This window comes from Vogesella sp. AC12 (assembly GCF_024437575.1).
GTDB classification, from domain to species: Bacteria; Pseudomonadota; Gammaproteobacteria; order Burkholderiales; family Chromobacteriaceae; genus Vogesella; species Vogesella indigofera.
The window spans coordinates 59,281-80,071 of sequence record NZ_JANFNU010000005.1 but is presented as its reverse complement, the minus strand read 5'-3'; the positions used below and the strand labels follow the sequence as shown (position 1 = coordinate 80,071).

Annotated in this window: 16 protein-coding genes; 5 read left to right on the top strand and 11 right to left on the bottom strand. The window is 64.2% G+C overall.

What is annotated here, in order from left to right:
• Nucleotides 1-86: 86 nt before the first annotated feature.
• Nucleotides 87-1,277 (top strand): NnrS family protein, encoded by a 1,191-nt coding sequence (locus NOM55_RS09870; RefSeq protein ID WP_255908443.1) that lies wholly within the window; start codon nt 87-89, stop codon nt 1,275-1,277.
• A 61-nt stretch (nt 1,278-1,338) separates the two neighbouring features.
• Here the strand turns inward: NOM55_RS09870 and NOM55_RS09865 are convergent, their stop codons facing one another.
• Together NOM55_RS09865 and NOM55_RS09860 are read right to left on the bottom strand one after the other, a co-directional pair.
• The gene (locus tag NOM55_RS09865; protein WP_255908442.1) at nt 1,339-2,436 is read right to left on the bottom strand and encodes a succinylglutamate desuccinylase/aspartoacylase family protein; all 1,098 of its coding nucleotides are present in this window, start codon (nt 2,434-2,436) and stop codon (nt 1,339-1,341) included.
• 60 nt (nt 2,437-2,496) lie between these two features.
• On the bottom strand, nt 2,497-3,264 hold the full coding sequence (locus tag NOM55_RS09860) for a transporter substrate-binding domain-containing protein (RefSeq protein WP_255908441.1): 768 nt from the start codon (nt 3,262-3,264) through the stop codon (nt 2,497-2,499).
• Between the two features lie 125 nt (nt 3,265-3,389).
• On the opposite strand from NOM55_RS09860, the gene NOM55_RS09855 reads away from it, so the two are divergent.
• Nucleotides 3,390-4,781 (top strand): PLP-dependent aminotransferase family protein, encoded by a 1,392-nt coding sequence (locus NOM55_RS09855; RefSeq protein ID WP_255908440.1) that lies wholly within the window; start codon nt 3,390-3,392, stop codon nt 4,779-4,781.
• Nucleotides 4,782-4,869: 88 nt separating this feature from the next.
• Here NOM55_RS09855 and speA read toward each other — a convergent pair whose 3' ends face one another.
• The 6 genes from speA to NOM55_RS09825 form a co-directional block, all read right to left on the bottom strand.
• Nucleotides 4,870-6,750, bottom strand: coding sequence for an arginine decarboxylase (speA, locus tag NOM55_RS09850; RefSeq protein ID WP_255908439.1), 1,881 nt, complete (start codon nt 6,748-6,750; stop codon nt 4,870-4,872).
• Between the two features lie 516 nt (nt 6,751-7,266).
• Nucleotides 7,267-8,568: an FAD-binding oxidoreductase gene (locus tag NOM55_RS09845; RefSeq protein WP_255908438.1), complete on the bottom strand. Its 1,302-nt coding sequence runs from the start codon at nt 8,566-8,568 to the stop codon at nt 7,267-7,269.
• A gap of 145 nt (nt 8,569-8,713) precedes the next feature.
• A complete protein-coding gene (locus NOM55_RS09840) occupies nt 8,714-9,565 on the bottom strand; it encodes an ABC transporter permease subunit (protein ID WP_255908437.1) in 852 nt (283 codons plus the stop codon).
• Nucleotides 9,558-10,475 (bottom strand): ABC transporter permease subunit, encoded by a 918-nt coding sequence (locus NOM55_RS09835; protein ID WP_047967116.1) that lies wholly within the window; start codon nt 10,473-10,475, stop codon nt 9,558-9,560. Before NOM55_RS09835 ends, NOM55_RS09840 begins: the two co-directional genes overlap by 8 nt.
• An 11-nt stretch (nt 10,476-10,486) precedes the next feature.
• Nucleotides 10,487-11,611: an ABC transporter ATP-binding protein gene (locus NOM55_RS09830; protein ID WP_047967117.1), complete on the bottom strand. Its 1,125-nt coding sequence runs from the start codon at nt 11,609-11,611 to the stop codon at nt 10,487-10,489.
• A gap of 487 nt (nt 11,612-12,098) precedes the next feature.
• Nucleotides 12,099-13,904, bottom strand: a complete 1,806-nt coding sequence (locus NOM55_RS09825; RefSeq protein ID WP_255908436.1) for a GGDEF domain-containing protein — start codon at nt 13,902-13,904, stop codon at nt 12,099-12,101.
• Between the two features lie 136 nt (nt 13,905-14,040).
• On the opposite strand from NOM55_RS09825, the gene NOM55_RS09820 reads away from it, so the two are divergent.
• Both NOM55_RS09820 and astE read left to right on the top strand, forming a co-directional pair.
• A complete protein-coding gene (locus NOM55_RS09820) occupies nt 14,041-14,829 on the top strand; it encodes an alpha/beta fold hydrolase (protein ID WP_120811096.1) in 789 nt (262 codons plus the stop codon).
• 262 nt (nt 14,830-15,091) lie between these two features.
• Nucleotides 15,092-16,105 (top strand): succinylglutamate desuccinylase, encoded by a 1,014-nt coding sequence (gene astE, locus NOM55_RS09815; protein WP_255908435.1) that lies wholly within the window; start codon nt 15,092-15,094, stop codon nt 16,103-16,105.
• A gap of 117 nt (nt 16,106-16,222) precedes the next feature.
• On the opposite strand, the gene NOM55_RS09810 is transcribed toward astE, so the two are convergent.
• Entirely contained in the window at nt 16,223-17,611 is a 1,389-nt protein-coding gene (locus tag NOM55_RS09810; protein WP_255908434.1) for an FAD-binding oxidoreductase, read from the bottom strand.
• A gap of 79 nt (nt 17,612-17,690) precedes the next feature.
• On the opposite strand from NOM55_RS09810, the gene serA reads away from it, so the two are divergent.
• The gene (gene serA / locus NOM55_RS09805) at nt 17,691-18,920 is read left to right on the top strand and encodes a phosphoglycerate dehydrogenase (protein ID WP_255908433.1); all 1,230 of its coding nucleotides are present in this window, start codon (nt 17,691-17,693) and stop codon (nt 18,918-18,920) included.
• Nucleotides 18,921-19,002: 82 nt separating this feature from the next.
• Here the strand turns inward: serA and accD are convergent, their stop codons facing one another.
• Together accD and trpA are read right to left on the bottom strand one after the other, a co-directional pair.
• Entirely contained in the window at nt 19,003-19,878 is an 876-nt protein-coding gene (gene accD / locus NOM55_RS09800) for an acetyl-CoA carboxylase, carboxyltransferase subunit beta (protein WP_047967122.1), read from the bottom strand.
• A gap of 79 nt (nt 19,879-19,957) precedes the next feature.
• Complete coding sequence (gene trpA / locus NOM55_RS09795) at nt 19,958-20,752, bottom strand: tryptophan synthase subunit alpha (protein WP_120811088.1); 795 nt, start codon at nt 20,750-20,752, stop codon at nt 19,958-19,960.
• Nucleotides 20,753-20,791 lie beyond the last annotated feature (39 nt).

Genomic DNA, 20,791 nt, shown 5'->3' with positions numbered 1-20,791 from the left:
CGTGGCCTGTGCGCTTGATTCGCGTCATTGGCAGGGGCGTCAAGATTACCGACACTTGTGCTTTGCACCAAGCCAGGATTGCCAACATGACCACCCACCCACTACTACAAAGGTTGGCCGCCACACCCCATCGCGCGGCATTCTTGCCCGGCCTGTTCGCCGCCCTGCTGCTGCTGGCGGTATGGAGCAGCGAATTGCTGCTGCGCCAGCAAGGCGCCAGCCTGCACCGCGAGCTCAGCCCGCTGCAGGCGCACGCAGCGCTGATGCTGTACGGCCTGTTTCCGTTTTTCATGACCGGCTTCATCCTGACCGCCGCGCCGCGCTGGCTGAACGCCACCTCGCCGGCACGCTGGCGCTGCGTACTGATTCCGCTGCTGTTATTCGCCGCCCTGCTCTGCGCGCTGGCGGCGCTACCCGGCTCGCACTACTGGCTGGCGGCCGCCGCACTGCTGTGGCTGGCGGCGCTGGCGCTGCTGGCGCAGACCATGCAGCAACTGCTGCGCCAGAGCAGCGTCAGCGACCGCCTGCACGCGCAAGCAGTACTCGCCGCACTGCTGGCCGGCTGCGGCGGACTGCTGGCGATGCTGTACTGGCTGCTGGCGGATGTGGCAGCCGCTTGGTGGTGGATGCGCAATCTGGCGCTGTGGGGCTTCTTGCTGCCGGTATTCCTCGCCGTCAGCCACCGCATGCTGCCGTTCTTCACCCAGAGCGTGATTGCGCCCTACCAGGTGTGGCGGCCGCGCTGGCTGCTGCTGGCGCTGCTGGGCGGCAGCTGGCTGTATGGCGTGCTCGCCATTGCCCAGTTGCCGCTGTGGCCGGCCAGCCTGCTGCTGTGCGGCCTCAGTGCTACCTGCCTCTATCACTGGCAGTCGTGGCGCAGCCGCAGCGTGCCCCTGCTGGCCATGCTGCACCTCGCCTTTGCCTGGCTGCCGCTGGCCTTCTTGCTGCTGACGCTGGCCGATCTCGGCCTGGTGTCGTCGCTAGCCGGGCTGCACGCGGTAACGGTCGGCTTCTTCATTTCCATGCTGGTCGGCTTCGCCTCGCGGGTGATGCTGGGTCATGCCGGCCATCCGCTGCAGGCCAGCCGCGGGCTGTGGTGGCTGTACCTGCTGCTGCACGGCGTGGCGCTGCTGCGCGTCAGCGCCGATCTGCTGCCGGCGTTCGCGCTGCGCGGCTATGTGCTGGCGGCGCTGAGCCTGCTCGTGGGCCTGATCGGCTGGGCCTGGTTCGGCCTGCCGCTGCTGGCAAAAAAGCGTGCCGACGGCAAGCCGGGCTGATCAATAGGCAAAAAGGTTGGCCGCTGTGTTGCGGCCAACCTTTTCTGTTAGCAGGCTTGCCCTACGCCGACAACAAGTCACCCTCACGCCAGCAACCGCTACCGGCAATAAACGCCAGCTCCGCCCCCGCCGTCGCCAGCCGGTTGGCAACACGGGCATAAAAGTAGCCGCCATGCTGACTCAGCAACGGTGTCTGGCTGCCATCCAACGGATTGAGCAGATAGCCGATGCGCGTCCCCGCCACCAGCCTTTGTCCCGGCGCACCCTGATAGACAACCACGCCACCATGCGGCGCCACGATGACCTCGACACCAGCCAACGGGGTCGCTGCTTGTGGCGCCTGTGGCGGTGCCACCTTCTCGCCGGCCAGCACGCCGATCCAGCTCAGCCAGGCCAGTAGCGCGCCTTCGTCCCGCGCCGCCAGCCTGTCCTCGATGTCCGCCACCCCGCGTAACTCGAGCGTCAGGGCCAGTGGAATATCCAGCGTGACACCAAGCCTGTCCTCCAGCCGGCGCCAGTTCTGCACCACCGCATCATCAAACGACATGCCACCTGCCTCGTCACACAACAGTGTCGCGCCCGCTTGCAGAAAACCTGCCAGCTCGCCTGCCGCCGCCTGATGCCGGTTGTTGCCATATAGATGCAGTACCGCCTCGCTGTCGCAATGCACGTCCAGCACCACATCGGCCGCCAGCGCCATGTCGAACAGGGTATGACGCAAGACCTCGATGCTGCTACCGGCCGGCCGTGCGGCCAGTGCCTGACGCAAGACGCCGCGCACCTTTTCGGCATCCGCCGACGCATCCAGTTGTGCGGCGGCGGCGGCGCTTAGATCAGGGTAGGAGCGGTTAAAGTTCTCGGCGCTGACCCCGTCAAAACGGCCGGAATGCTGCCCCTGCAGATGCTGGGTCATGCCCTGCGGATTGGCCATCGGCACTACGGTCAATTGCCCGCGTATGCACCCTTCGCTCTCCAATGCTTCCAGCCGGCGGCACAGGCGATGCAACAGCACAACCCCAGGCAGTTCATCCGCATGCAGCCCCGCCTGCAGATAAACATGCGGGCCACGCCCCGCTTCGCCAAAGTGGTAGCTGTTCAGTACATGGTGCGTACCGGGCATCACCCCCGGCAAAGTATGTTTCTGGATATGCATGATCATTGCCAAAAAAACACCCGGCCACGGCCGGGTCAAAGTGAGAGTAAACGCTAACCGTCAGGCTCAGTCGTACTGGTTGTAGTCGAAATACTGGTCGTTGATCTTCTTGTAGGTGCCATTTGCCAGAATGGTCTTCAGCGCGGCATTGATCTTGCCCAGCAAGACCTTGTCCTCCTTGCGCACGGCAATACCGGAGCCGGTACCGAAGTACTTCACGTCATTCATCTTCGGGCCGAACATCTCGACCAGCTTGCCCTTGGGGCTTTTCTTCAATTCATAAGCGCCACCGACATCGATCATCAGCGCATCGATACGGCCGCTGACCACATCAAGGAAGGCATTCTCGACGGTGCTATAGGTATTGAGCCTGACACCTGCCGGCTGATATTTCGCCCGTGCGTAGTTCGCCTGAATGGTGCCCTGCTGGATACCGATGACCTTGCCCTTCATGCTCGCGGGCGTGCCATCCAGCTTCTGGCCGACTTTGCCGATCAGGGTGCTGTAGCCGCCCTGATATTTGTCGCTGAAAGCCACCGCCTTCTTGCGCTCCTCGGTAATCGCCATTGAGGCCACGGCCACGTCGAATTTCTTCGCAATCAGACCCGGGATCATGCCTTCAAAATCATTGGCCTTGATCTCGCACTTCATCTTCATTTCCCAGCACAGCGCCTTGGCGATGTCGACATCGAAACCGGTCAGGCTGCCATCGGCACGGGTCATGCTGTATGGCGGGAAAGTCCCCTCTGTCACGATGCGCAGCGGCTCTTCGGCAAATACACTCTGGCTGCTGACCGCCAGCAAGGCCAGCACTGCAATCGATAGTTTCTTCATGTCGTACCCCTTTTCTCCGAGTAGGTGCCGCTACTGTAGGCGCGCCACAAACCCGCTACCATGTACGACCGACCGGCCGTCGACCAAGGCTGTACAGGCCGGTTTACCAATACAGCGGAGACTTCATGCCCTTGCAACTGGATGCCTTCAGCGGCTCGCTCACCGAACGCATCGTGATGGCGGTACAGCAAGCCGTGCAGCAGCGGCAATGGCGTGCCGGCGAGCAAGTGCCGTCGATCCGCCAGTTTGCCGCCAGCCACGGCGTCAGCACCTTCACCGTGGTGGAAGCCTACGACCGCCTGGTGGCTGACGGCGTGCTGATCGCGCGGCGTGGGGACGGCTTCTATGTCCGGCCGCGCGCCGGCAGCGCCCAGATCGCGATTCCGCGCCAGCCGCAGAAAACCGCCGATGCCTACTGGCTGATCGACAACCACTTCAATCCCGCCGACAGCGACCGCCAGCCCGGCAGCGGCTGGCTGCCTGCCGACTGGTACGACCACGGTGGTCTCGCCCGCAGCCTGCGCGCCCTCGGCCGCGAGGTGCAACCGCCGGCCCACTATGGCGACCCGATGGGACTGCTGCGGCTGCGGCAAACACTGGCCGGCCACCTTGCCGCCCAAGGGCTGCCGGCAACGCCCGACAACATCCTGCTGACGCAGGGCGCCAGCCAGGCGCTGCAGCTGGTCATCAAGATGCTGGTCAACCACGGTGACGTGGTACTGGTTGATGACCCCGGCTACTGCAACCTGATCACCCTGCTGAAGATGGCCGGCGCCCGCGTCATCGGCGCGCCATGGACCGCGCACGGCCCCGATACCGCAGAGCTGGCGCAACTGATGCAGGCCCACCGGCCGCGCGCCTTTTTCACCAACCCGCGCCTGCACAACCCCACCGGCGCCAGCTACGACCAAGCCACCGCCCATCGCGTGCTGCAACTGGCCGAGCAGCACGCCTGCTGGGTGGTGGAGGACGATGTGTCCGCCGCGCTGGCCGAGCCGGGCAGCAGCCCGTTGCAGGCGCTGGCCGGCACCCAGCGCGTCATCCATATCGGCAGCGTTTCGAAGACGCTGGCGCCGTCGCTGCGGGTCGGCTATGTGGTGGCCAATGACGAGGTGATCGACGCCCTCGTCAACCACAAGATGCTGACCGGGCTGACCTCGTCACTGATCAACGAGCAACTGGCGCTGTCCATGCTGAGCGATGGCAGCTACCGCCGGCGCCTGCAAAAACTGCGCGATCGACTGCTTGCGGCCAACCTTGCCGCCAGACACGGTTTCGAGTCTCTGGGCTGGCCCGTCTTTGCCGAGCCCGCGCCCAGCCTGTTTGCCTGGGTGCAGCTACCGCCGGCACTGGATGCGGTGCGCTGCACCGAAGCGGCTTTGCAGCAGGACATCCTGCTGGCACCGGGTGTGCTGTTCCGGGTACAGGCGGAGGCCACGCCGTGGCTGCGCTGCAATGTTGCCCACCTGGCACTGGAGGTGTTCGCCTTCTTCGCTGCCGCTGGCGGGCAGCAATAAAAAAAGGTTGGCCGCAAGCACGGGGCTTGCGGCCAACCTTGGGCACGGCGCCGGCGGACGGTGTGGTCCGGCCGGGCTCAGCGCGACATTACACGTTCAGATACGACGACTGCTTCAGGCCGCGGCAGAACTCGGCGAAGTAGCTGGAGCGCTCTTCCGCGCTCAGCCCGGCGGTGCGGGCCTTGGCTTCGTAGCAGTTGAGGATTTCCTCCGGCGACAGGTGCACGTAGCGCAGCATGTCCTCGATGGTGTCGTGCTCCTCCACGCCCTCGTACGACAGGCGGCCGCCTTCGCGCACGTAGACGTTGACCGAGTCGGTATCGCCGAACAGGTTGTGCATGTCGCCCAGGATTTCCTGGTAGGCGCCGACCAGGAACACCGCGATCAGGTACTCCTCGCCCGGCTTCACCTCGTGCACCGGCATGCTGGACTCGATACTCTGCTCGTCCACGTACTGCTTGACCTTGCCGTCGGAATCGCAGGTCAGATCCTGCAGCACGGCGCGGCGCGTTGGCTGCTCGTCCAGCCGGTGGATAGGCATGATGGGCAGCACCTGGTCGATGGCCCAGGTATCCGGCAGGCTCTGGAACACCGAGAAGTTGCAGAAGTACTTGTCGGCCAGACGGTCGGTCAGGTCGTCGAATACCTGGCGCTGCGAGCGCTGGCTGGCGGTCAGCTGCGACAGCAGGCGGCGGCACAGCGCGGCATGCAGCTGCTCGGCGACCGCTTTTTCTTTCAGCGTCAGGCGGCCTTCGGCGTACATGTCCGACACTTCCGACGCCAGGTGGCTGGCGCGGTAGTAGGTCTCGGTCACCATTTCGGCGTCGGTGAGGCTCATCAGCTCGAACAGCTTGGCCACCGGTTTGGCCAGCAGGCTGGCGTCGTCGATCTGCGGCATGGTGTCCGGCAAGCGCTCGACGTCGGTGACGTTCATCATCAGCACCGCGTGGTGCGCCGTCATCGCGCGGCCGGATTCGGACAGGATGCGCGGATGCGGGATGTCGTTCTCGGCGCAGAACTCGTGCAGCATCGACACGATGACCTGCGCGTATTCGTCCATGTCGTAGTTGATGGAGCTGGCGTTGCGCGAGTGGGTGCCGTCGTAATCGACACCCAGACCGCCGCCGACATCGACGTGATCGACCGGCAGGCCCAGTGCGCGCAACTCGGAGAAGTAGCGGATCGCCTCGCGGAAGCCGGCACGGTAGTCGGCGATGTTGGCAATCTGCGAACCCATGTGGAAGTGCATCAGGCGCACGGTGTCACCGTGGCCGGCGGCCACCAGCTTGTCCACCGCCGAGATCAGCTGGCCGGCGGACAGGCCGAACTTGCCCTTGTCGCCACCGGTGTCCGCCCACTTGCTGGATGCCAGCGACGACAGTCGCACGCGCAGGCCGATATTGGCCTTCACGCCCAGCTTGTGGCTTTCCTCGATCAGCAGGTCGACTTCGGATTCCTTCTCGATCACCAGGAATACCTGGTGGCCCAGGCGCTGGCCGATCAGCGCCAGGCGGATGTAGTCGCGATCCTTGTAGCCGTTGCAGATGATGGTGCAACCCTTGGGCGCCAGCGCCAGCACTGCCATCAGTTCCGGCTTGGAGCCGGCCTCGAGGCCGATGGACACGTCCGGGGTGGCGATGATGCTTTTGACCACCGCCTCCTGCTGGTTGACCTTGATCGGGTAGATCGCGGTGTACTGGTTGTCGTAGCCGATGCCGGCGATGGCGTTGTCGAACGCGCGGCACAGGCGGGTGACGCGGTCTTGCAGGATGTCCGGAAAACGCACCAGCAGCGGCATGTCCAGACCCTTGTCCGACAGCGTGTGTGCCAGTTCGTACAGATTGATTTCGCGCTGATGGTTGGCGTTAGGACGCACCTTGACGCAACCGCTCTCGCCGACGTTGAAATAGCCAGCCCCCCAATGCCGGATGCCGTAGAGGCTCCGGCTATCTGCCACAGTCCAAGCCATGAAAGGATTTCCTGCTAAAAATTTGGAAAAACTGCTCCTTAGTGCGCGGCTTTCGGGCTAAGAAAGCTTCATGTGGGCCTGGGATGTCGGAGCGCGCAATAAACGGCTGATCGCCGCAAAATGAGCGCGGATTTTAGCAACATCACGCGCTGTGACAAGCACAATTTTGGGCCGTCCATTTTAATCAACACGACACCGGCCACCCCTGTTGCCGACAGCCCAGTGTAGCGGCGTCATGTGAATGTTTTTTAACCGTTCCGTCACCATGCGGCGACGACATTCAGCACGCGGCGCGTCCATGATATTCAACACCACGGCCGCAGCCTGATGTCGCACCGCAACATGATGAAAAATGGCAACGCCGGCGCACCGTTGCGGGGCGCGCCGCGCGAGGACAAGGCACCGTTGCCTCAATATAGTCGGGGCGCCCCGCGAATACCGGCGCAATGACGGCGGGCCGGCGCGGGCACTGCCCCGGCCAGCACGCCGGCAAGCCGTACACCGCCGGCGACCGGCTCAGAAGTGATCCTGCAGCCGGTACCAGGCCATGCCCAGCACCAGCGCCGGGGTGCGCAGCAGCTCGCCACCGGGGAAGCGGCGATGGCGCAGCCGCTCGAACAGTTTCAGGCGCTGGTCGTCGCCGGTGATCGCCTCGGCCAGCACCTTGCCGGCCAGCCCGGTGATGGCCACGCCGTGACCGGAGAAGCCCTGCGCGTAGTAAACGTTGGCCGCAATGCGGCCGAAGTCCGGTGCCCGGTTCATTGTGATGTCGCAGAAGCCGCCCCAGGCGTAGTCGATCTGCACATCAGCCAGCTGCGGGAACACGCGCAACATGTCGGCGCGCATGCTGCCGGCCAGATCGCGCGGCTCGCGCCCGGAGTAGCTGACCTTGCCGCCGAACAGCAGGCGCTGGTCGGCGGACAGGCGGTAGTAGTCGAGCACGAAATTGGTGTCGCACACCGCCATATTGTTGGCGATCAGGCCGCGCGCGCGCGCCTCGCCCAGCGGCTGGGTGGCGATGACATAGGTGCCGACCGGCATGATGCGGCGATTGAGCGCCGGCACCAGCTGGCCGACGAAGGCATTGCAGGCCAGCACCAGCTGCTGGCAGTGCACCTCGCCCTGCGCGGTACGCACCAGCGGCCGCCCGCCAGTGTCGATACCGGTATCGATGCTAGTGACCGGCGAGTTTTCATGCAGCGTCACCCCGGCGGCACGCGCGGCGGCGGCCAGTCCCAGCAGGTAGTTCAGCGGATGGATATGCCCGGCCAGCGGATCGAACAGGCCGCCCTGGTAGCGATCGGAGGCGAGGTTGGCGGCCAACGTTTCCTTGTCCCACAGCGTGTAGTGGCGATAGCCGTAGAAGCTTTCCGCCTCGTGCTGCCACGCCAGCAGGTCGTCGAGGTGCGCCGGCTTCACCGCCGCGGTGCAGTAGCCGCGCGTCCAGTCGCAGGCGATGCCATGCCGCTGTACCCGCTGCTCAATGATGTCGATTGCTTCCAGCGACATCTGCCAGAACGCCTTGGCCAGTTCGTCGCCCAGCTGCTGGCGGATGGTATCCATTTCGCAGGCGTAACCGGCGATGACCTGGCCGCCGTTGCGGCCGGAGGCGCCAAAGCCGATCTGCGAGCCTTCCAGCAGCACCACGCGCAGGCCGCGTTCGGCCAGATTCAGCGCGGTGGACACCCCGGTCAGGCCGCCGCCAATCACGCACACGTCGCAGTCCACCCGCCCTTGCAGCGCGGCCCCGGGCTCCCACGGCACGGCGGTGGCGGCGTAATAGGATGGGGCATGCGGCTGGTGGGCGTAATTGAGCATAAAGTCCTCGTTTGTGGTCAGGAAAACGGCAGGGCAAACGGCAAGATCCATCCCTTTTTGGCAAAAAATCACCCGTGACAGGCAAGAAAAACGGCGGAGTCGGGCAACTCCGCCGTCCGGGGGCGCCGGGCGGCACCCGTCATTGTCAGCTGGCGCTGCTTTCGCGCATCGCCGCCGCCAGCGCACGTTCGCGCTTGCGCTGCGAATTCAGCATCAGGTAGTTGGCCACGATCACCAGCACGCCGACCACCAGCACGGTAATCGACGCCAGCGCGTTGATCTCCGGATTGAGGCCGAGACGCACCTTGGAGAAGATCACCTGCGGCAGCGTGGTGGAGCCGGGGCCGGACAGGAAGGCGGTCATCACCAGGTCGTCCAGCGACAGCGTCACCGACAGCAGGAAGCCGGAGGCAATCGCCTGCGCTACCAGCGGCAGCGTGATCACGAAGAAGATCTTCAGCGGACGCGCGCCCAGATCCATCGCCGCGTCTTCCAGCGACTGGTCGATTTCCAGCAGCCGCGAGCGCACCACCACCGACACGTAGGCCATGCACAGCGTGGTATGGCCTACCCAGATGGTGAAGAAGCCGCGCTCGGCCGGCACGCCGATCAGCTGCTGCATCGAGATGAACAGCAGCAGCATCGACAGGCCGGTAATCACCTCCGGCATCACCATCGGCGCCGTCATCATGCCGGCGAACAGCGAGCTGCCCGGAAAACGCTTGAAACGTGCCAGCACGAAGCCGGCGATGGTGCCCAGCGTCACCGCCGCGGTGGCGCTGGCCAGCGCGATCTGCACCGACAGCTCCACCGCCGAGATGATCTGCTCGCTCTGGAACAGCGACGCATACCACTTGGTGGAGAAGCCGCCCCACACCGTCACCAGCTTGGAGTCGTTGAACGAGTACACCACCAGGCTGACGATGGGGATGTACAGGAACAGCAGCCCCAGCAGCAGCATGCCCTTGAGGAAGGGGGACAGTTTTTGATTATTCATTGCCTTTTCCTTCCAGCTGGCGGGTTTCGAAGCGGTGCAGGAACGCGATCGGCACAATCAGCAACAGCACCATCACCGTCGCCACCGCGGCGGCCATCGGCCAGTTGTTGTTGTCGAAGAACTCGTTCCACAGCACCTTGCCGATCATCAGCGTGTCCGGGCCACCGACCAGCTCCGGAATCACGAATTCACCGACCGCCGGGATAAACACCATCATCGAACCGGCGATGATGCCGTTCTTGGACAGCGGCAGCGTGATGGTAAAGAAAGCCTTGATCGGGCCGGCACCAAGATCGCTGGCCGCTTCCAGCAGGCGGCCGTCCATTTTTACCAGGTGCGAGAACAGCGGCAGGATCATAAACGGCAGGTAGGCGTACACCATCACCAGATACAGCGAGAAGTCGTTGTGGAACAGCTGCAGCGGCTCGTCGATGAGGCCAATCCCCAGCAGGAAGCTGTTGATGAGGCCGTTTTCGTTGAGCAGGCCCATCCAGGCGTAGACGCGCAGCAGGAACGAGGTCCAGAACGGCAGCATCACCAGCATCAGCAGCACGTTGCGGCGCGCCGGATCGGTACGCGCAATGGCGTAGGCGATCGGGTAGCCCAGCAGCAGGCACATCAGCGTGGTGAACAGCGCGGTTTGCAGCGAGGACAGGTAGGTTTTGGCGTAGAAGTCATCGCTGAGGATGAAGTCGAAGTTGCCGAGGTTGAGCGTGAGGTGCAGCAGCCCGCCCTCCTCCAGGTTCATCAGGCTGGTGAACGGTGGAATGGCGAGATCCTGCTCGGCGAAGCTGATCTTCAGCACGATGAAGAACGGCACCAGGAAAAACAGCAGCAGCCAGAAGTACGGGATCGAGATCACCGCACCACGACCGGGCTTGAGGCGCTTGAAGAGGCGCTGGATATTCATGTCACAGCTCCTTAACGGGTGAGCACAACCGGCATGTCGGCGCGCCAGCTGACGTAAACCTGATCACCCCAGGTCGGCGGCTCCAGGTTGGCCTCGTGCCAGCGGTTGACCGGCACCATTGCCTTCAGCACCTTGCCGCTGCCGAGCTTGACGTGATAGACGGAATAGCTGCCGAAGTAGGCGATTTCCGCCACCGAGCCCTTGGCGGCGTTGGGGCCGGCGGCCACCGGGTCACGGTCGACGCGCACGTCTTCCGGCCGGATGCTGGCCCATACCTGCATGCCTTTCGGGCCGGTGATGCCGTGGTCGATCCAGATGCGCCCGCCCAGCTCGGCGGCCTCGATTTCGACCCGGTCCGGCTCGTCGACCACCACCGGGCCGGTGAACAGGTTGGTGTCGCCGATGAATTCGGCAGTGAAGCGGCAGTTGGGGTAGTCGTAGATTTCTGCCGGGGTGCCCACCTGCAGCAGCTGGCCCTCGCTCATGATGCCGATGCGGGTGGCCATGGTCATCGCCTCTTCCTGGTCATGGGTCACCATGATGCAGGTCACGCCGACGCTCTCCAGCGTGTTGACCAGCTCCAGCTGCGTCTGCTGGCGCAGCTTCTTGTCCAGCGCACCCAGCGGCTCGTCCAGCAGCAGCAGCTTCGGACGCTTGGCCAGGCTGCGTGCCAGCGCGACACGCTGCTGCTGGCCGCCGGACAGCTGGTACGGCTTGCGGTTGGCGTACTTGCGCATCTGCACCAGATCCAGCATCTCCGCCACGCGGGCGTCGATCTCGCCCTTGGGCATCTTGTCCTGCTTCAGGCCGAAGGCGATGTTGTCCGCCACCGACATGTGCGGGAACAGCGCGTAGCTCTGGAACATCATGTTGATCGGGCGGTCGTACGGCGCCAGCTTGGTGATGTCCTGGCCGTCGAGAATGATCTGGCCGGAAGAAGGCCGCTCCATGCCCGCCAGCATGCGCAGCAGGGTGGACTTGCCGCAGCCGGAGCTGCCGAGCAGGGCAAAGATTTCCTTGCGCTGGATGTCCAGTGTCACGCCGTCGACGGCGGTGGTGTCCCCGAATTTCTTGACGATATTGGCAATCGACAAATAAGGCTTTTCGCTAGCAGACTGCTTTGCAGCATCAACCATGATTGTTTCCCCTGAAGGACGTGGTTCGTCCCTGTGATATTTTCGTACGTCTTCGTCATCATGACGCGGTGGACGTAGCGCCGTTCAACATAAACCGACACCCTACTTGCGGCCAACCTTGCAGGCAATATCCGCAGCCACTGGCATTTGCCGGCAAGCACCGCCAAAACGGGATTTTTTGCGCCCGCGGCGGCGGCGTTCACGGCATCGCAGACACCGCCAGCTGCCGCGGCAAGACCCCTACCCGCCGCAACACGGAGCGCCGCAGGCAACCGTCGCCCGCCACGTTGTACGCACAAACGCCGCCACCCGTCGAAAAAAGAGTAGCGCACGTTTAATAAAATTGACAAGGAAAAACGGGAGAGTCGCAAGAAAAGCAGCGAAATAAAAAACGGACGTGAATCATGCACTTAGCTATCACGTTCATGCTGCCCTGCAGCATGAACGTCGGCACTGCCAGCAATAACGGCAAAAACTGTTTAATTCCTCAAACGGCCAGCGTCGTTGGCCGCACCAAAACGGGGAATTCGCGCGCTTCGACAAACAGGCTGCTACCCTCCTGTTTTTTCGCCATTTTTTTGGCCTGCGTCGCCGCCGCTGCCACTTCGTAGTGCGAACGGAAGCGCCCCGGCAACACCGGCAGCACCCCGATGGACACGCTGGTCAGCGGGAAGAACTGCATCTGCCCGCCGCGATCGGCGATGTGATAGCCACCGGCATGGCGCGCTGCGGCACAAAAGAACGCCTGCACCCGCTGATCGAACAACTGGATGATGGCCTGCAGCTGACGCCGCCAGTTGCAACTCTGCAACAACAACACGAAGTCATCGCCGCCGATGTGACCGACAAAATCCAGCGTCATGTCCAGCTGCGACAGCAGAATCCGCCCCAGTTCGCGGATCAGGTCGTCGCCGGCGCCGTAGCCGTAGTGGTCGTTGAACGGCTTGAAGTGGTCGAGATCGACATAGGCCACCACGAACGGGCGCTCGCCCTCCAGCAGCCGCTGCACCTCCTCGCCGATCGGCACATTGCCCGGCAGCCCGGTCAGCGGGTTGGCGTAACGCGCCGCTGACAGCTGCATCTCGCTGATCAGGCGCATCAGGTCGTAGCCGGTACCCATGCCGAGATAGGCACCATCCTCGACGATGATGAAACCGTCGACCAGGTAGCGCTGCTCCGCCTCCACCACCCGCCCGGACAGCGACTGGATGTCCATCTCCGCCGACACCAGCAGCGGCCTGGCGTCGGCCAGCGCCATGCACGGCTTCTTGGCAAACAGCTCGCGGTTGAACGGCTTGGCGAAGGTTTCCAGCACATGGTGCCGGGTCAGCAGCCCCACCGGACGCCGCTCGTGCAACACCGGAATGGCAAAGCGCTGCAGCGAGGCGGCAAACATCTGGTAGGCCTGCTCGCAGCTGTGCGCAGTGGTCAGGTACGGCACCTCCTGCAGCAGGTCGCGCGCCACCGGTCGGTGCCGGTCGCCGGCGTGCTGCGGCGCGCGCGGCAACGGGTAGTGGTGCACGAGCGCCGGTTCGGCCTGCGGCCGTGCAATCAGGTAGCCCTGCCCCATCGCCACCCCCAGCTCGCGCAGCACGCGCAACTCTTCCGCCTGCTCCACGCCTTCCGCCACCAGCAAGGCGCCGGAGGCGCGCGCCATGTCCACCAGCGAACGCACGAACTGAGCCTTCAGCGGGTCAGCGTGGATGTTCTGCACGAAATACTTGTCCAGCTTGACCACGTCCGGACGCAGCTCCGACCACAGCCGCAGATTGGAAAAACCCTCGCCGAGGTCATCCAGTGCCAGCCGCAGGCCGGTGCGGCGCAGCTCGTCCACCACCTGGCGCAGCACCGGGTAGCCGGCATTGGGACGGGTTTCGGTCAGTTCCAGCACCACCCGCTGCGGCGGCAGTCCGTTCAGCTGCAACAGGCCGAGCAGCGCCTCGACCGAGACATCGGCACTGAGCAGGGTATCGGGAATGACATTGATGAACAGGATGCCGGGCAGCTGGCGCAGCGCAAACTGGCGCAGGATCGCGGCGATGCAGACCTGGTCCAGCACCCCGGACAGGCCGGCGCGCGCCGCCTGCTCGAACAGCATCACCGGCGAATGCAGGATGGAATCGGACGGCCCGCGCACCAGCGCCTCGTAGCCGTACAGCTCGCCATCGGCCAGTTGCACGATGGGCTGGAACACCACCTGCACCTGGCCCTGACGAATGATCTGTTCCAGCAGCGCCTGATACGCCAAGCCCGGCGCGACGCTGATCGTGACGGTTTCCAGCATGGTTTCCATTGCACAAGTCCGTTTCCAAGAGCGGAAAGGCTAGCGCAACAATATGACAAATCGGCGATGACGGCGGCGGCCGCTATTGCGGGCCGGCGCTTCCTGCACCACACTGACATTAACCGCATCCGACAAGGAAGACGCCATGCCCATGCTGCAGCACGACGGACGCCAGCTGTATTACGAAGTCAGTGGCCACGGCGAACAGCCGCTGCTGCTGTTCAATGGCCTGACCATGAGCACCGCCGCCTGGACGCTGATGGCGCCCTTGCTGGAGCCGCGCTTCAAGCTGATCCGCCTCGATTTCCAGGGCCAGGGCCAGAGCGAGCGGCGGGTGCAGGACAGCTACCCGCTGACGCAGCAGGCCGACGACGCCGCCGCGCTGCTCGACCACCTCGGCATCGAACAGTGCTACCTCGCCGGCCTGTCCTACGGCGGCATGGTGGCGCAGCATTTCGCCCGTCGCCACCCGGCGCGACTGTCGCGACTGCTGCTGGCCTCGACGCTGGCGTGGTCGGATGCGGCCAACGTTTACATCGCGCAGAGCTGGAGCGCGGCGCAACAGGCCGGTGGCCCCGGACTGCGTTTCGACATCAGCCTGCCGTGGCTGTTTTCCAGCCGCTTCTTCGTCAGCAGCGCGCAGATGCTGCCGGACCTGCGCACCATCGCCGCCACGGTGGACTGGCCGGGGGTGGAACGCATCCTGGCCGGCATCCGCGAGCACGACGCGCGCAGCTGGCTGGACGAAATCAGGGTGCCGACCCACATCATCGTCGGCAGCGAAGACCGCCTCACCCCGCTGTACCAGTCGGAACTGCTGCACCAGGGCATCGCCGGCTCGACGCTGACGGTTCTGCCCGGCGCCGGCCACGCCATCCACCTCGAGGCACCGGCCGCCTTCGCGCAGCAGATCAGCCGCTTCGCCGACGCCTGAGCGCGTGTTCACGATCTCGCACGCTCACGCGAGACAAGGCGAAAACGGCTGAGGAAGCGGCGTTTATCAAGATATAAACAAGCATGCCGAAGCTGTTTTAACGCGGCATCGCCCGATTGATATCAGTCGCAGCAGGTCGTGAACAGGTTCTGAGGTGGCGAATGTCCGGTTTGCGCCACATTCGGACAAGGCGGTGACAGCCACGTTGGCGCCGACGGGCATTTGATTAGAATGGGGCAACACCACAAGCACAGGACACCCCATGACGCCGTTTGCTCCCGCCCGTGATTTTCTGCACGCCACGCTGGAAGGCCGCTTTGCCGGCCCCCGCCACTGGCAGACCGCGACCCTGAGCCTGCAGTGGCTGGCCGAAGGCGTGCTGGCGCTGGCGCCGCTGGACGCCACCGACACGCTGGACCACGTGCTGCTGTCCACCGGCATCCACGGCAACGAGACCGCCCCGATCGAGGTGGTCAACAGCATCGTCAACGACCTGCTCGCCGGCGCCATGCCGCTGCGCTGCCGGCTGCTGGTGATGCTGGGCAACCCGGTGGCGATGCGCAGCGGCGCGCGCTTTACCGATTACGACATGAACCGGCTGTTCAACGGCGCCCACATCAGCCAGCCGCAGGCACAGGAAGCACGCCGCGCCGCCGAGCTGGAACAGCTGGCCGCCGACTTCTTCCGCGCCGCGCCGGCCGGTGTGCAGCGCCTGCACTACGACCTGCACACCGCCATCCGCGGCTCGGTGTTCGAGAAGTTCGCCATCTATCCTTACACCGACGGACGGCCGCACAAGCGCGAACAGCTGCTGTGGCTGGAAAGCGCCGATGTCAGCACCCTGCTGCTGCACAGCAAGCCGGCGGCCACCTTCAGCTACTACACCAGCCACCATTTCCACGCCGACGCGCTGACGCTGGAGCTGGGCAAGGCGCGGCCGTTCGGCGACAACGATCTTTCCCGCTTTGCCGGCATCGACCGCGCGCTGCGACGCCTGGTCTCCGGCAGCACCCCGCCGCTGCCGGCCTACGACGCCAGCCGCTTCGCGGTGTTTCACGCCAAGTACGATCTGGTGAAGCACAGCGAGCAGTTCAAGCTGCACCTGGCCGATAGCGTGGAAAACTTCACCGCCCTTCCGCATGGCATGACAATTGCCGAAGATGGCGATATCCGTTATGTCGCCGATGGTGGCGAAGAACGCATCCTGTTCCCCAACCCCAAGGTCGGCATCGGCCTGCGCGCCGGCATCGTGATCAGCCCCTGCCAACTGGATTAGACGCTTATCCACAGCAAAACAGGGAAAAAGCTGTGGATAAGCTGTTGAAAGCCAAAAAAAACAACGCGGCGTCAGCAGTTTGCTGACGCCGCGCATTTTTCGGGCATCGCCTGCCGCTTACACCAGCTTGCCCGGGTTCATGATGCCATCCGGGTCAAAAAGTGATTTCACCGCTTTCATCAGCCGGATTTCGGCATGACTGCGGCTTACGTCAAGATAGTCATGCTTGAGCAGGCCGACGCCGTGCTCCGCCGACATGCTGCCGTTGAAGTCGCGCACCAGCTCGAACACGTGCTTGTTGACCTGCTCGCAGGCGCGGCGGAAGTCGTCGATGGCCAGCGCCTCCGGCTTCAGCACGTTGATGTGCAGGTTGCCGTCGCCGATGTGGCCGAACCACACCACCTCGAACTGCGGGTACTCACGCGCCAGGATCTCGTCCAGCTGCGCGACAAAAGCCGGCACCTTGCTGACCACCACCGCGATGTCGTTCTTGTACGGTTTGTACGGGGTAATCGACTCGCTGATGTCCTCGCGCAGGCGCCACAGCTCCGCCGCCTGCTGCTGCGACTGCGACAGCACGCCGTCGACCAGCCAGCCCTGCTCGGCGCAGTATTCGAACAGCGCCAGCGCCTGCGTCTCGGTGTCCGGCGCGATCTTCTCGAACTCCAGCAACACATAGTACTCGGCGGCCTCGTCAAACGGCCGCTGCACCGTGCCGCGCGCCAGCACGTGGCGCAGCGCCTGTTCGGAGAAGAACTCGAACGCGGTCAGGTCCAGCTTGTCGCGGTAGGCGTTGAAAATATTCATGATGTCGGCGAGTTGCGGCACCGCCAGCACCATCACCGCCAGTTCCGCCGGCGGCCGCGCCAGCCGCAGCGTGGCCTCGACGATGAAGCCCAGCGTACCCTCCGAGCCGATGAACAGATGGCGGAAGTCATAGCCGGTATTGTTCTTGGCCAGGCCGTGGTTTAGCTCCAGCACCTCGCCCTCGCCGGTGACCACCTTCAGCCCGACCACCCATTCGCGGGTCATGCCGTAGCGCACGACCTTGATGCCGCCGGCGTTGGTGGCGATATTGCCGCCGATCTGGCTGCTGCCGCTGGAGGCAAAATCCACCGGGTAGTACAGGCCGTTGGCCAACGCGTACTCCTGCAGCGTCCTGGTGATCACCCCCGCCTGGCAACGCACGGTGCGGCCAACCTTGTCCAGCTCCAGGATGGCGTTCATGCGCTCGAACGACACCACCAGTTCGCCGTTGCGCGCCACCGCGCCGCCGGACAGGCCAGTGCGGCCGCCGGACGGCACCAGCGCAAACTGCTCGCGCTGCGCCCAGCGCACCAGCGCCACCACCTCCTCCACCGTTTTCGGGAACAGCACCGCGGCGGCGTCGGGCGTGAAATAGCGCGTCCAGTCCAGGCCGTAGCGCGTCAGGGTATCGGTATCGGTGGCCACGCGGTCGGCGGCCAGCAGGCGGCCCAGTTCGGCCAGCTGTTGCGGTGCAAGCATGTGCGCTCTCTCTAGTCAAAAAACGGCAATCGGAGTCATAATACCCGATAAATTTAGTCAACAAAGGGCCATTCGCATCATGCAAACCGTATCGCTCGCCAAGGACAAGATCAAGGTATTGCTGCTGGAAGGTGTGCACCAGAGTGCACTCGACACCTTCCGTGACAATGGTTACCACAACATCGAGTATCACAAGAAGGCGCTGGCCGATAGCGAGCTGAAGGAGCGCATTGCCGATGCCCACATCGTCGGCATCCGTTCGCGCAGCCAGCTCAGCGACGAGGTGCTGGAGGCGGCGAAAAAGCTGATCACCGTCGGCTGCTTCTGCATCGGCACCAACCAGGTCGACCTCGCCGCCGCCACCCGCCGCGGCATCCCGGTGTTCAACGCGCCGTTCTCCAACACCCGCTCGGTGGCCGAGCTGGTGATCGCCGAGAGCATCATGCTGTTGCGCGGCATTCCGGAAAAGAACGCCCTCGCCCATCGCGGCGGCTGGCTGAAATCGGCGGAAGGCAGCTTCGAGGTGCGCGGCAAGACGCTGGGCATCGTCGGCTACGGCCACATCGGCACCCAGGTCGGGGTGCTGGCGGAAAGCCTGGGCCTGAAGGTGGTGTTCTACGACATCGAGAACAAGCTGCCGCTGGGCAACGCGCGCCAGATCGGCAAGCTGCACGACCTGCTGGCCGAGTCCGACGTGGTCACCCTGCACGTGCCGGAAACGGCGCAGACCAAGGACATGTTCGGCGCCGCCGAGCTGGCGGCGATGAAGGCCGGCAGCCACCTGATCAACGCCTCGCGCGGCACAGTGGTGGTGATCGAGGCGCTGGCCGCCGCACTGGCCAGCAAGCACCTGGCCGGCGCCGCCATCGACGTGTTCCCGGTGGAGCCGGAGGGCAACGGCGAGGAATTCCTCTCGCCGCTACGCGAATTCGACAATGTGATCCTGACGCCGCACATCGGCGGCAGCACGCTGGAGGCGCAGGCCAATATCGGTGGTGAAGTCGCCGCCAAGCTGGTGAAATACAGCGACAACGGCTCGACGCTGACCGCGGTCAACTTCCCCGAGGCCTCGCTGCCGGCGCACCCCGGCAAGTGCCGCCTGCTGCACATCCACAAGAACCAGCCCGGGGTGCTGGCGCGCATCAACGACGCCTTCTCCAAGCTCGGCATCAACATCGCCGCGCAGTACCTGCAGACCAGCGACGAGATCGGCTACGTGGTGATCGAGACCGACAGCGCCGCCAGCCAGCCGGCGCTGGAGGCACTGCAGCAGATCCCCGGCACCCTGCGCTGCCGCGTGTTGTACTAGGACCACCCGCTGCGGCCAACGTTGGCCGCAAACGCAAAAACGCCACGGCTAGCCGTGGCGTTTTGTTTGACAGCAGCGAAGGTCAGGCACTGACCGGCTGCGCTTCCTTCATCAGCAGCGCCACCAGCGTCGCCACGCGCAGCTTCAGCTCGCGGCGGTCGACGATCATGTCCAACGCGCCTTTTTCGATCAGGAACTCCGAGCGCTGGAAGCCTTCCGGCAGCGTCTCGCGCACCGTCTGCTCGATCACGCGCGGGCCGGCAAAGCCGATCAGCGCACCCGGCTCGCCGATCACCACGTCGCCGAGGAAGGCGAACGAGGCGGACACACCGCCCATGGTCGGGTCGGTGAGGATGGAGATGAACGGCAGCTGGTAGTCGGACAGCAGCTGCAGCGCGGCGGAGGTCTTCGCCATCTGCATCAGCGAGTTGAGGCCTTCCTGCATCCGCGCACCACCGGAGGCGGCGACACAGATGAACGGCGCACGCGCTTCGACCGCAGCCTGCACGCCGCGCACGAAGCGCTCGCCGACCACCGAACCCATCGAGCCGCCGATGAAGCGGAACTCGAAGGCGGCGACCACCGCCGGCATGTTGTGGATACTGCCCTGCATCACCACCAGCGCGTCGTCCTCGCCGGTGCTTTCCGCCGCGGCAACCAGACGGTCAGGATACTTCTTGCTGTCCTTGAACTTCAGGATGTCAATCGGCTTGACCTCGGCGCCGATCTCGCGACGGCCTTCCGCATCCAGCAGCATGTCCAGCCGCTCGCGGGCATTCAGCGAGTGGTGATGGTCACACTTGGGACATACCTGCAAATTGGCCTGCAGGTCAGTGTGGTACAGCACCGCCTCACACGCGGGGCACTTGCTCCACAAACCTTCCGGTACCGCCGACGCCTTGCTCGTGCGCGGATCGCGCTTGATCTTCGGCGGCAGGAGTTTATTCAACCAGCTCATTGCTGACTCCTTGAATCAATACGTTGCGGCCAACGGTAACGTTGGCCGCAGGGTGCTGGCACGGGTGACCAGCATTGTTCTAACGGATGGCATCCTTCAGCGATGCCACCAGACGGGTAAGCTGCTCTTTGGCAGTTTCGGGGGTCGCCGCTTCGATTTCCTGCACCAGACGGCTACCGACCACCACCGCATCCGCGGCGGTGGAGATGGCGCGCGCCGTTTCGGCATCGCGGATTCCGAAGCCGACACCGATCGGCACATCAATAAATTCTCTAAGGGCGGCAATTTTACGCGCTACGTCGTCAATGTCCAGATTTCCGGCACCGGTCACGCCTTTAAGTGACACATAGTAGACATAACCACGTGCCAGCGCGGCGATTTGCTTGACCCGCGCCATCGGCGTGGTCGGTGCAATCAGGAATACCGGATCCAGTTTGGCGGCGATCAGCGCTGCCGACAGCTCGGCCGCTTCTTCCGGCGGGCAGTCCACGGTCAGCACGCCGTCGACACCGGCGGCGGCGGCTTCCTGCGCAAACACCTCGTAGCCCAGCACGTGCACCGGGTTGAGGTAGCCCATCAGCACCACCGGGGTCTGCTGGTTGCTGCGGCGGAATTCGCGCACCATGTCCAGCACGTTGCGCAGGCCGACCTTGTGCAGCAGCGCGCGCTCGCTGGCACGCTGGATCACCGGGCCGTCGGCCATCGGATCGGAGAACGGGATGCCCAGTTCGATCACGTCGGCACCACCTTCCACCAGACCGTGCATCAGGCTGACGGTCAGGCCGGGATCGGGATCACCGGCGGTGATGAACGGGATCAGGGCTTTTTCGCCGGCGGCTTGCAGGCGGGTAAAGGTTTCAGCAATACGGCTCATCACGCGTTTCCTTGCAGCCGGCCTGACAATCAGTCAGGC

Excerpts from the sequence above, each read along its gene's own strand:
- NOM55_RS09870 (WP_255908443.1), top strand. The coding sequence starts at position 87 with ATGACCACCCACCCACTACTACAAAGGTTGGCCGCCACACCCCATCGC.
- NOM55_RS09865 (WP_255908442.1), bottom strand. The coding sequence starts at position 2,436 with ATGATCATGCATATCCAGAAACATACTTTGCCGGGGGTGATGCCCGGT.
- NOM55_RS09860 (WP_255908441.1), bottom strand. The coding sequence starts at position 3,264 with ATGAAGAAACTATCGATTGCAGTGCTGGCCTTGCTGGCGGTCAGCAGC.
- NOM55_RS09855 (WP_255908440.1), top strand. The coding sequence starts at position 3,390 with ATGCCCTTGCAACTGGATGCCTTCAGCGGCTCGCTCACCGAACGCATC.
- speA (WP_255908439.1), bottom strand. The coding sequence starts at position 6,750 with ATGGCTTGGACTGTGGCAGATAGCCGGAGCCTCTACGGCATCCGGCAT.
- NOM55_RS09845 (WP_255908438.1), bottom strand. The coding sequence starts at position 8,568 with ATGCTCAATTACGCCCACCAGCCGCATGCCCCATCCTATTACGCCGCC.
- NOM55_RS09840 (WP_255908437.1), bottom strand. The coding sequence starts at position 9,565 with ATGAATAATCAAAAACTGTCCCCCTTCCTCAAGGGCATGCTGCTGCTG.
- NOM55_RS09835 (WP_047967116.1), bottom strand. The coding sequence starts at position 10,475 with ATGAATATCCAGCGCCTCTTCAAGCGCCTCAAGCCCGGTCGTGGTGCG.
- NOM55_RS09830 (WP_047967117.1), bottom strand. The coding sequence starts at position 11,611 with ATGGTTGATGCTGCAAAGCAGTCTGCTAGCGAAAAGCCTTATTTGTCG.
- NOM55_RS09825 (WP_255908436.1), bottom strand. The coding sequence starts at position 13,904 with ATGGAAACCATGCTGGAAACCGTCACGATCAGCGTCGCGCCGGGCTTG.
- NOM55_RS09820 (WP_120811096.1), top strand. The coding sequence starts at position 14,041 with ATGCCCATGCTGCAGCACGACGGACGCCAGCTGTATTACGAAGTCAGT.
- astE (WP_255908435.1), top strand. The coding sequence starts at position 15,092 with ATGACGCCGTTTGCTCCCGCCCGTGATTTTCTGCACGCCACGCTGGAA.
- NOM55_RS09810 (WP_255908434.1), bottom strand. The coding sequence starts at position 17,611 with ATGCTTGCACCGCAACAGCTGGCCGAACTGGGCCGCCTGCTGGCCGCC.
- serA (WP_255908433.1), top strand. The coding sequence starts at position 17,691 with ATGCAAACCGTATCGCTCGCCAAGGACAAGATCAAGGTATTGCTGCTG.
- accD (WP_047967122.1), bottom strand. The coding sequence starts at position 19,878 with ATGAGCTGGTTGAATAAACTCCTGCCGCCGAAGATCAAGCGCGATCCG.
- trpA (WP_120811088.1), bottom strand. The coding sequence starts at position 20,752 with ATGAGCCGTATTGCTGAAACCTTTACCCGCCTGCAAGCCGCCGGCGAA.